Raw genomic sequence first — 2,802 nt, 5'->3', positions numbered from 1 at the left:
CAACAGTGGTTGATGGTATTCAACAAACAGCCAAAGCAGAAAATAGTGTGAAATTAATTACCAACACGAATGTTGCACCATACAGTGGTGTTACATGGATGGGCGCTGGAACAGGATTTGTAGTTGGGAATCATACAATCATTACCAATAAACATGTTACTTATCACATGAAAGTCGGTGATGAAATCAAAGCACATCCTAATGGTTTTTATAATAACGGTGGTGGACTTTATAAAGTTACTAAGATTGTAGATTATCCTGGTAAAGAAGATATTGCGGTCGTACAAGTTGAAGAAAAATCAACGCAACCAAAAGGTAGAAAATTCAAAGATTTCACTAGCAAATTTAATATAGCATCAGAAGCTAAAGAAAATGAACCTATATCAGTCATTGGTTATCCAAATCCTAATGGAAATAAACTACAAATGTATGAATCAACTGGTAAAGTACTATCAGTGAATGGAAATATAGTGACATCTGATGCGGTTGTCCAACCTGGCAGCTCTGGTTCACCTATATTAAATAGTAAGCGAGAAGCAATTGGTGTTATGTATGCTAGTGATAAACCAACAGGTGAAAGTACAAGGTCATTTGCTGTTTATTTCTCTCCTGAAATTAAGAAATTTATTGCAGATAATTTAGATAAATAAATCATCCATCCATACATTGATAAATGATTTTTAGAAATTAACAACAAAATCAACAATTTTAAATATCTCTGTGATTCTATTTATTCGAAATGATTTAAAAAATAAAACTTCAAAAACCTAACCTTATATTTATACGAATACTTAGAGGAGCACAAAAATGAATAAAAATATAATCATCAAAAGTATTGCAGCATTGACGATTTTAACATCAGTGACTGGCGTCGGCACAACAGTGGTTGAGGGTATTCAACAAACGGCTAAAGCTGAACATAATGTGAAACTAATCAAAAATACTAATGTAGCACCATACAATGGTGTCGTTTCGATAGGATCTGGAACAGGTTTCATTGTCGGTAAAAATACAATTGTTACCAACAAGCATGTCGTTGCAGGTATGGAAATTGGTGCACATATTATAGCGCATCCCAATGGTGAATATAATAATGGCGGATTTTATAAAGTTAAAAAAATTGTCCGTTATTCAGGTCAAGAAGATATTGCCATTCTACATGTGGAAGATAAAGCTGTTCATCCAAAAAACAGGAATTTTAAAGATTACACAGGCATTTTAAAAATAGCATCAGAAGCTAAAGAAAATGAACGCATTTCAATTGTTGGCTATCCAGAACCATATATAAATAAATTTCAAATGTATGAGTCAACAGGAAAAGTGCTGTCAGTTAAAGGCAACATGATTATTACTGATGCTTTCGTAGAACCAGGCAACTCAGGTTCAGCTGTATTTAACAGTAAATACGAAGTTGTAGGTGTTCACTTTGGTGGAAACGGCCCTGGAAATAAAAGTACAAAAGGATATGGTGTTTATTTCTCTCCTGAAATTAAGAAATTCATTGCAGATAACACAGATAAATAAATCCTTACATAGATAAATGATTTTAAAAATTAACAACAAACTCAACAATTCAAATCATCTCTGTGATTCCATTTATTCGAAATGATTAAAAAAAATAAAACTTAAAAAAGCTAACATTATAATTATACAAATACTTAGAGGAGCAGAAAAATGAATAAAAATATAATCATCAAAAGTATTGCAGCATTGACGATTTTAACATCAATAACTGGTGTCGGCACAACAATGGTTGAAGGTATTCAACAAACAGCCAAAGCCGAAAATACTGTTAAACAAATTACAAATACAAATGTTGCACCATACAGTGGTGTTACATGGATGGGCGCTGGAACAGGATTTGTAGTTGGAAATCATACAATCATTACCAATAAACATGTTACCTATCACATGAAAGTCGGTGATGAAATCAAAGCACATCCTAATGGTTTTTATAATAACGGTGGTGGACTTTATAAAGTTACTAAGATTGTAGATTATCCTGGTAAAGAAGATATTGCGGTTGTACAAGTTGAAGAAAAATCAACACAACCAAAAGGTAGAAAATTCAAAGATTTCACTAGTAAATTTAATATAGCATCAGAAGCTAAAGAAAATGAACCTATATCAGTCATTGGTTATCCAAATCCTAATGGAAATAAACTACAAATGTATGAATCAACTGGTAAAGTATTATCAGTGAATGGGAATATAGTGTCATCGGATGCAATTATTCAGCCTGGTAGCTCTGGTTCACCTATATTAAATAGTAAACACGAAGCTATTGGTGTAATCTATGCCGGTAATAAGCCATCAGGTGAAAGCACAAGAGGATTTGCTGTTTATTTCTCTCCTGAAATTAAGAAATTCATTGCAGATAATTTAGATAAATAATTAAAACTTAGACATTCACCCAATCCTGACAAAATATACTATAACTAACATTTATTAATATATTGCATTATTTAATATGCATCAAAGCCAATCAACGATTGATTTTCACCAACTCAATTGTTGATTGGTTTTATTTATGTATGAATGAACAACTTTTTGACATCATTAAGAATATAAATGATTTTGAAAGCATTTGAAAGCTACAACATTTCTATAAAATTTTTCAATAACAATTGCGCCACTAAAACTCAAAATTTCCACCACCAACATCCAAATTATCAACATCGCAACATAACCAAATGTTATAATAAATCTATTACACAAAGAGATAAATTACTTATGCAAAGGCGGAGGAATCACATGTCTATTACTGAAAAACAACGTCAGCAACAAGCTGAATTACATAAA

The 2,802-nt window shown here is 31.8% G+C and carries 5 protein-coding genes; all 5 read left to right on the top strand.

The window, feature by feature from the left end:
* A partial coding sequence (splD, locus tag IDG60_RS10370; RefSeq protein WP_172406618.1) for a serine protease SplD occupies positions 1 to 650 on the top strand: 650 nt, incomplete at its 5' end.
* Positions 651 to 807: 157 nt separating this feature from the next.
* Entirely contained in the window at positions 808 to 1,524 is a 717-nt protein-coding gene (gene splE, locus IDG60_RS10360; RefSeq protein WP_001038759.1) for a serine protease SplE, read from the top strand.
* Positions 1,525 to 1,674: 150 nt separating this feature from the next.
* Complete coding sequence (splF, locus tag IDG60_RS10355; RefSeq protein ID WP_001038688.1) at positions 1,675 to 2,394, top strand: serine protease SplF; 720 nt, start codon at positions 1,675 to 1,677, stop codon at positions 2,392 to 2,394.
* Between the two features lie 62 nt (positions 2,395 to 2,456).
* Entirely contained in the window at positions 2,457 to 2,591 is a 135-nt protein-coding gene (locus IDG60_RS10350; RefSeq protein ID WP_001791797.1) for a hypothetical protein, read from the top strand.
* Positions 2,572 to 2,802: hypothetical protein (locus IDG60_RS10345; protein WP_206153560.1), on the top strand; the 231-nt coding region annotated here is incomplete at its 3' end. The genes IDG60_RS10350 and IDG60_RS10345, both read left to right, overlap by 20 nt.

The sequence above is a fragment of the Staphylococcus sp. EG-SA-2 genome (assembly GCF_017152085.1).
This window is presented reverse-complemented; position numbering and strand designations above follow the sequence as displayed.